Here is a 7,686-nt window from a genome sequence, read left to right on the forward strand (position 1 = left end):
TGTGCCAGACAGATTCATCACTGAATTTGATACCATTTAATCTCGTTTGGTTCCATATGAAGTTCAAAACTGCCTCCATCTCCGATGTATACCGTTGTATCCTGCGGTTCATAAGTATTATTCACAACACAGTATTTCTTATTTTTAACATATGCATGAACCTCAACATTATAATTTGAAGAATACCAGCAATAAAGTTCCTTCTCAGCAGATGCTGACCAGAGAACTGCTCTATAAAGTACACGGCTATTCTCGAAGCTATATGGAAGACCACTGATATAAACACCTCGTCCTTTTCCAAAGGTCTTTACAGCCATCTGTACTTCCTGATTTTTATGGATCAGAATTTCTGTTTCCGGCAATGCAAAAATATTTTTCTTGCCTTCACCAAAATCAACATCGCCCTCTGTATCCTGAAGGATAAAGTGATCTCTATGCTCATCCCAGTTATATTTATCAGTATTTAAGTTGAATCCTCGTTCTTCTTCTACACCAAGGATATCATCCAACTGGAAGAATTTACCCTGCCACTGATGAGCAGCTGGTTCCCCTACTCCTATAAATCCTCCACCATTATAGACAAATTCTCTGATGGCAGTACTGATTGTTTCATCAATCCAGTTTTCGCCACCTGTCTGTGCCGTGTCTGCATCTCCTACGTTAATGATCACATCAAAGTTTTTCAACAGTTCTCTGTTTTCACGAATATCATCAAAGCTAATAAAGGATACATCAAACGGTGCACCACTTAATGCCTCTATAATTCCAAAATAAGAATAATTCTGCTTGTAATAAATCGCATGATGTACCATGTGATTTCCCCAGGAACGCATTTTACCCCAGCAATTCAGAACTGCTACACGTTTCACACAATACGGAGTAGTTCCCTGAATATTATCATATAAAGTACGGAATTCATCACAAACCTCCTGGATATACTGCACAAATTCCGGAAATTCCAGAGCAAGTTTCAGGTATCCGCCATATCCGATTCTCTGAATCGGGCTTCTCAGAATGGCTCTCCTTGCTGTTACCCAGTTCACTTTTGCTTCCTTTACCGGATCTCCACCCTCATGGAATGTATCTGGAAAGAAATACGGAAGAAATCTTCCTTCTGTATATTTAACATTCTTGATATCGCTGAACAAACGCAGGGTTGCTCCATTTCCCACACTTCCTACAACCGCATCCAATCCAATAGATGCAAATTCATCCATAAATGGTTCCATACCGATCCAGTGGTCACCCATAAACATCATGGCTTCTTTTCCATACTCATGAACAATATCAACCATCTCTTTAGCTAGTTTAGCCACTTCTCTTCTCTGGAAAGCCTGGAAAGCCTGAAATTCTTTTGAAGGAATACGATATGTATTATTCATATATCCCTGATCGATGATAAATTCCGGGCGGAATTTATATCCAACTTCCTTTTCAAACTGTTCCAGGATATAAGGACTGACGGAGGCTGAATACCCAAACCAGTCAACATATTTTTCTCTTGCCAGTTCGTCAAAGATCAGGGTAAACTGGTGAAAAAATGTAGTAAATCTTACGACATCTACATAATCATGGTTTTCAAGGAATTTTCTGAGCCGCAACATAGAATGTGTTTTTGTCTTGGGCTGCCGTACATCAAAAGTAATCTGTGGTTCAACATCTTTCCATTCATTAACAACTGCATTATACATATGTACAGGATCCCACATGATATAAGCCAGAAAACTTACGGTATATTCATGGAATGCAATTGAAGGATGTATAACAACATTTCCGCTCTTTTCATCATAAGACCAATATATTGTATCAACTGTTTCACTGGTAGTACGATCAATTACTTCCCACCATCTCTGAATGTCATCTCTAGTGTTCACAGCAAGCATGTCCGGATAGAGATGATCCATGAGATGTATCTCAAGTGTATCTGAAACAGCTGTATGGAATGACGTCATAATATACATCTGCTGTATTTCATCTGGATTTTCTTTTGCCCACTTATTATCTTTTCGGGTTGTATAATACGTAGCATAAATTTTTGCTCCTGTATTTTTGAGTTTTTCCGGAAACTCTGTTCCATCGCAGTCTCTTATTGCATCAGCTCCCCATTTATCTAACATTTCCAGTGTCTGTGGAACCACATCCAGATCTGTTGGTATTGTTACTCTGCCTTTTCTCTGAGTCATCTTACTTTCCGTCCTCCTTGATTATTGTAATTTTATTATTTTTTAAAGTAACTGTCCCATCCTGCATACTTTCCCTTATCAGTGGAACTTCACGTCTCATATAGAATTCATTTTCAGTCACAAGGGCATCCGGATTACATGCCGGACTGATAATCCCTCCCAGATCATCATAACTGATATTTTTACGGAAGATATTATGAACAGCTTCCTCCATACAGAACATAATGCAACCGCCCTCATTTGACCGGCTGTAATTATACTCATATAAGGTACCATCTCCGGAATCTGCATCATATGCCATACCATCCTGGTTCAGTCTGGTATCTGTAACTTCATTGTAACAGAACCGGGCATTTTTACATTTCCATGGCCATATGGCAGCCGCTACCTTTCCCATTCTGTCTTCCGGATATCGATACACAGAATCATTTATCTCTTTTGCACAGCTATCTGCAATATTATGTTCTGTCAATGGCTCAAGGGAATACATAGGAGTAATGGCATCTCCTCCTGCCTGGCTGACATGGCAATTGCGTATGATTATATTCTCATGTCCGTATTTCCTGAAAGTTTCTTCATCAAGCTCTACCCCGGAAAACTTCTGATGCTGATAAGTATATCCCACAGCAATTCCCCACCGGCTGACTCTCCACACAGTACAATTCTCTACAGTGATCCCGTCATATCTTGCGACCCCTGTTTTTTCTTCATTGTCCGGTGTTAAGGCAGTCATATAAATACCGCCATTGTTCATATGCTTGTTATAAACGTTTCCTGTAACATCATGAACCCATACATCCCGTATGGTGATGTCATGAAGTGTCCCTCCGTTTTTCGCCACTACAGCAATACCGGTTCTGTCCATTTTGTGTGGTGCCGCATATTCTTCCATAGTTGTGTATGGAGATGAGTTTGTTATGATCAGATCATGAACCAAAATATATTCCACATCATAAAGAAGCAGGGCGGAGGATACCTCTCCTTTATATACATGAGATGGCGAGTCCAGAGGTGCGCCATAATCCTGATACCATATTCCGGTGCCACTTGAATGAATGCACGGCATGGTACCTTCTCCATAAGCACCGATTTCAATTCTGTCAGACCTGGTTCCTTTACCCTTTATATGCAGGTACTGGTTTTCAAAAACAGATCCTCTTTCCAGTAAAACACGATCACCTGGGTTTAATTCCAGACTATTAATCCTGTCCAGGGATCCAAATGCTGTTTCCGGTGCTTCACCATTGTTGCAGTCATCTCCATTAATGCCGCTTACGTAATATGTTTTGAATTTCCTGCTCATATTCCTTCTCCCGTATCCGTTTCCTTATTACCATGGCAACTTCATCATAGGAAAAACTGTCACCCTGGTAACGGGTAAACAGTTCCCGGTGCTCATTCCAAAATGAAACCATGTCTTTGGAAGTAATCATTGAATAATTATAACTTCTTTTGATCAAAGCTTTCTCTGCGACAAAATCCAGTCGGAATCTTGTCAGCTCATACTGTATATATGCAGGCACTGAGAAATTACTCAGACCATAAACAGTAATTCCTTTTTCAAGAAGTTCTTTTCTTTTTTCATTTTCCAATATGCGTCTGCGTTCTACTGCTTCCAGAGTGTCATCAGCAATCTGCCCTAACTGTGCAGCAAATTCCAGGCAGGCCTGTATATAGTTCATTTCGTCATCATTCATAAAATCATAATTATTTAACATTATTCTGTAATCTCCCGTTATCCCTTGTTGCAGAGTTCGGTTCTGCGGAGTTCCGTTTCCTACAGTATCTATAAAAATACTGACTTGGTAATATCAATGTATTTTTTTATCTTTCGTAAAATAAAAATCCCTGACATCCGTTACAATCCGAGTGCCAGGGATTTTAATGATCAGCCTTTAACCGCTCCGACCATAATACCTTTTGAGAAATATTTCTGCATAAATGGATATAATGCAAAAATTGGTAAGGAAGCCAGGACAGTTATTGTCATACGAATTCCTTTTGGAGAAATAGCCGCCATTGCCTGCGTCATATCAGCTCCACTGGATGCAGTCTTTAACTGTTCTGCCAGCCTTTGTGCCTCATTGAGATAGTTATACAATAAGTACTGTAATGTTGTCAGTGATTCATTGGCACGAGTATAAATATGATTATCAAACCATGAGTTCCACTGACCTACAGCAACAAAGACTACAACTGTTGCAATGATTGGTTTGCAAAGTGGAAGTATAATTTTGAAAAAGCAGGTTATATATCCGGCCCCATCCAGAGCAGCAGATTCTTCCAGTGCTGGAGGAAGCTGTTCTATGTATGTTTTGATCAATATCATATTGTAGGCTGAAATCATTGTAGGTAAAATATATACCCAGAAATTGTTTAACAATCCATAGGATTTCATTACAATATATGTTGCGATCATACCACCACTAATATACATGGTAAATACAACAAAACGATATAATATCTTTCTTGCCGGCATTTTATCTTTTGTGAAAAGATAAGCAAGGAATGAACAGCAGAATACGGATAACCCCGTTCCTACTACTGTTCTCAGCACAGACATTCCTAATGCCGGAAAGAAACCTTTCAGTGTGAGAATTTCTTTATAGTTGCTGAGTGTAAATCCAGACGGAAGTATCACAGGAGGATTTACAGATGCTGCTGTTGTGTCACTGAATGAATAGCATAACACATACCAAAACGGATAAATACAAACCAGTGCAAGCAGTATCATCAGCAAAGAATCAAACACAAGAAATGCTTTTCTTGATGGTGAAGTTTTAATTTTCATTTTGCCCATAATTGTCTCTCCTTTAGATAACTGCTTTGCCTCTGATCTTTTTGGCAACCAGATTTGCTACCACAACCAACGAGATACTTACAAGAGACTTCACAACGCTGATGGCCACACCATAAGAATAGTCCATATTCTGAAGACCAATCCTGTAAGTGTAAAGATCGAGAACCTCGATATTTGGTGCTGTTAGTGAGTTCTTAAACAGAAGATACTGTTCATATCCTGTGTTAAGGAAGTTACCTACATTCAAAATGAATAACACCACAAAGGTCTCCATCATTGCAGGTAATGTTACATGAAGAGCACATTGAAGATATCCAGCTCCATCTACCCTTGCTGCTTCATACTGTTCCTGGTCAATTCCCGAAATAGCTGCCATATAGATAATGGAGTTCCATCCCAATGTTTTCCATTGCAACAGGAAGGACTGGAACCAATATACTGCTTCATTTGAGCCCAGCAGGGAATTGGAAGCATCTCCAATTCCCAATGCTGTTGCCAAACCTGTTACAATTCCATCAGAGGCGAACAATGCTGTAGCGAGGGAAAATATAATGACCCAGCTGATGAAATTTGGGAGGGTTGTAAAGGTCTGTGTAAATTTCTTGATTGGGCCATTTCTTAATTCATTAAGCAAAATAGCCATAAACATTGGCAACGGTGTCAAACAAATGTTAATAAGTGCGAAAATAAATGTATTTTTCAATGATCGTAATACATTGTCATCATTAAAAATCAGTTTAAAATAATCCAGGCCAACAAAATCGCAATCAAAAATACTTACTCCAGGTACATAATCAAAAAATGAATAAATCCATCCAAAAATCGGAACATAGCTAAACAAAAAGACTATGACGATAAATGGCATTGCCATCCAAAGCAATTTATAATCTTTCGGTGCTTTTGCCACCAATGCCCTTTTCCGGTTCATAAGCATGCTCCCTTCTTTATTTGCTTTCCAGCTTGTCAATTGAACTCTTTGAAGTCTCCCATGCATTCTGCCACCATTCAATAGACTCTTCTACGCCAGCGTCTGCAAGCTGCTGTAATAAGGCTTCCTTTGCAGACTGGAAAGCTTCATCGGATTCTGCCTGTACAAGACCCGGCAGAGCATTTTCAGTAAGTTCAATACAGTTGCTGTCTATACGAGTAATGTTTTTTGGTGTTATCTCAAGGCACATACGAATCGTTGGATTAGCATCACTAAGATCCATGCTTGTGCCATCCTCGATACGCTTCTTCAGAAGATCGCTTGGTAAATCAATGTCAAACTGTTTACAGAGATCCTGCTCAGCTGTGGTAAGGTTCGCTTTCATGACGTCTTCATCATTCCAAAGATTTACAAGACCACCATCTGGTAATACATCGTTGTAATCCCATCCAACAAGATTATCTGTACCACTATCGCTGATACCGCTTGCTTTCCATTCATCTGCACGGCTGCTGTCAGTCTTCATGCTCATTGTATCCTCTGTTAAATGAGGTTTTCCATCATCGCCTTTTTCCCAGCGTCCCTCAATACCGGATTCTGCACTTCTGGCAAACTCACTGCTCTGCAGATAGTCAAGTACCATAACTGCTCTTTCAATATTTGGTGAATGGGAGGACACGAACAGATATTTTCCTGTCCATCCGGCTTTGTTTGGTTCATTGACCCATCCCAGTTTAGATGGTAACGCAATGTATTCCTTGTCTGTTCCCTTGTTATTTGTATTATAGGTTCCATAGAACCAGTTTACAGTTCCACCAAGATACTGACCTTTTGTATATTTTTCTGTGAGATCTTCACCCTGGGTAATGAAATTATCTGGATCCAGCAGGCCTTCTCTGTAAAGTTTATTATAGAATTCCACACCTGACCAGAATGGAGTTTTTACATCTTCGTCTTTATCATAAACATCCACTACTAAATCATTAGTTTTTGCATCTTGGACATACAGACCATCCTCAAGGTTTACATATTCTTCTCCAAGACATCCTTTAAAGAAATAAGTATGAAGATCCGAATCATTATAGGCACTCATTGCATAGGTTTCTAAGCCATCCTCTGTTTTTGGATAGAGCTCTTTCATCGCCTTTAATGCCTCGATATAATCATCATCGTTGTTGATTTCCGGGCATCCTATCTGCTTATATAAATCCCAGCGAACTACATAGCCTGTCGGAATTACAGAACCATAATTTTTCTCGGCATTGTCTGTAACTACATGCGGAGTAACGAAGTATTGTGTATCGTCGCCATCACTCTTAAAGTTCTGCATAATTGTGTTTCTATAATTCATGTCGTCTGAAAAGATATTTGGCGCGATATTTTTATAATCCAACAGATTTACTGCATGTTTTCCTTTTAAGACACCTTCAATATTTGCATCCGCAATCTGTACAATGTCTGTGGTATTTCCACCAGACAGATCCAGATTCAGGCTTTCCTGATCATACGGTTTTACCGTAATGGTACAATTGAATTTTTCCTCAACCGCCTTAATCACTTCAGTCGGCCAGGTTGTCGTTGCAGAATCAAACAGTGACAATCCGCCAATTGAAATATCTACTTTTTCTGACATATCTACATCATCAGAACTTTTGGCAGTAGTTTTGCTAGTTGATGCACTCTCCTTGCTTGAACCACATCCTCCAAGGCAAGATACTATAGTGGTTCAGTTGTCAAGACAAAAAACTAAGCTTTTTATAATGAACTGATATATG

6 protein-coding genes are annotated in these 7,686 nt (G+C 39.4%); all 6 read right to left on the minus strand.

Features of this window, described 5'->3' with window-relative positions; all coding sequences use genetic code 11:
* Window positions 1-17 precede the first annotated feature (17 nt).
* The 6 genes from gnpA to DWX28_RS12395 all read right to left on the minus strand — a co-directional run bounded on the left by gnpA (window position 18) and on the right by DWX28_RS12395 (window position 7,544).
* The gene (gene gnpA / locus DWX28_RS12370; RefSeq protein ID WP_118252861.1) at window positions 18-2,183 is read right to left on the minus strand and encodes a 1,3-beta-galactosyl-N-acetylhexosamine phosphorylase; all 2,166 of its coding nucleotides are present in this window, start codon (window positions 2,181-2,183) and stop codon (window positions 18-20) included.
* A gap of 1 nt (window position 2,184) precedes the next feature.
* Entirely contained in the window at window positions 2,185-3,486 is a 1,302-nt protein-coding gene (locus DWX28_RS12375; protein ID WP_118252862.1) for a right-handed parallel beta-helix repeat-containing protein, read from the minus strand.
* On the minus strand, window positions 3,446-3,901 hold the full coding sequence (locus tag DWX28_RS12380) for a hypothetical protein (RefSeq protein WP_118252863.1): 456 nt from the start codon (window positions 3,899-3,901) through the stop codon (window positions 3,446-3,448). Before DWX28_RS12380 ends, DWX28_RS12375 begins: the two co-directional genes overlap by 41 nt.
* A gap of 170 nt (window positions 3,902-4,071) precedes the next feature.
* On the minus strand, window positions 4,072-4,983 hold the full coding sequence (locus DWX28_RS12385) for a carbohydrate ABC transporter permease (RefSeq protein WP_118064532.1): 912 nt from the start codon (window positions 4,981-4,983) through the stop codon (window positions 4,072-4,074).
* A 13-nt stretch (window positions 4,984-4,996) separates the two neighbouring features.
* Window positions 4,997-5,911 carry an ABC transporter permease subunit gene (locus DWX28_RS12390; RefSeq protein WP_118064554.1) on the minus strand — a complete coding sequence of 305 codons (915 nt, stop codon included), beginning with the start codon at window positions 5,909-5,911 and terminating at the stop codon, window positions 4,997-4,999.
* Between the two features lie 16 nt (window positions 5,912-5,927).
* Window positions 5,928-7,544, minus strand: coding sequence for a hypothetical protein (locus tag DWX28_RS12395; RefSeq protein WP_243002430.1), 1,617 nt, complete (start codon window positions 7,542-7,544; stop codon window positions 5,928-5,930).
* Window positions 7,545-7,686: the final 142 nt, after the last annotated feature.

It is taken from the genome of Blautia sp. AF19-10LB (genome assembly GCF_003461245.1).
Taxonomy (GTDB): domain Bacteria; phylum Bacillota; class Clostridia; order Lachnospirales; family Lachnospiraceae; genus Blautia_A; species Blautia_A intestinihominis.

Bases quoted from the DNA above. Each gene is read 5' to 3' on its own strand.
- DWX28_RS12380 (WP_118252863.1), bottom strand. From the start codon at position 3,901: ATGTTAAATAATTATGATTTTATGAATGATGACGAAATGAACTATATA.
- gnpA (WP_118252861.1), bottom strand. From the start codon at position 2,183: ATGACTCAGAGAAAAGGCAGAGTAACAATACCAACAGATCTGGATGTG.
- DWX28_RS12375 (WP_118252862.1), bottom strand. From the start codon at position 3,486: ATGAGCAGGAAATTCAAAACATATTACGTAAGCGGCATTAATGGAGAT.
- DWX28_RS12390 (WP_118064554.1), bottom strand. From the start codon at position 5,911: ATGAACCGGAAAAGGGCATTGGTGGCAAAAGCACCGAAAGATTATAAA.
- DWX28_RS12385 (WP_118064532.1), bottom strand. From the start codon at position 4,983: ATGGGCAAAATGAAAATTAAAACTTCACCATCAAGAAAAGCATTTCTT.
- DWX28_RS12395 (WP_243002430.1), bottom strand. From the start codon at position 7,544: ATGTCAGAAAAAGTAGATATTTCAATTGGCGGATTGTCACTGTTTGAT.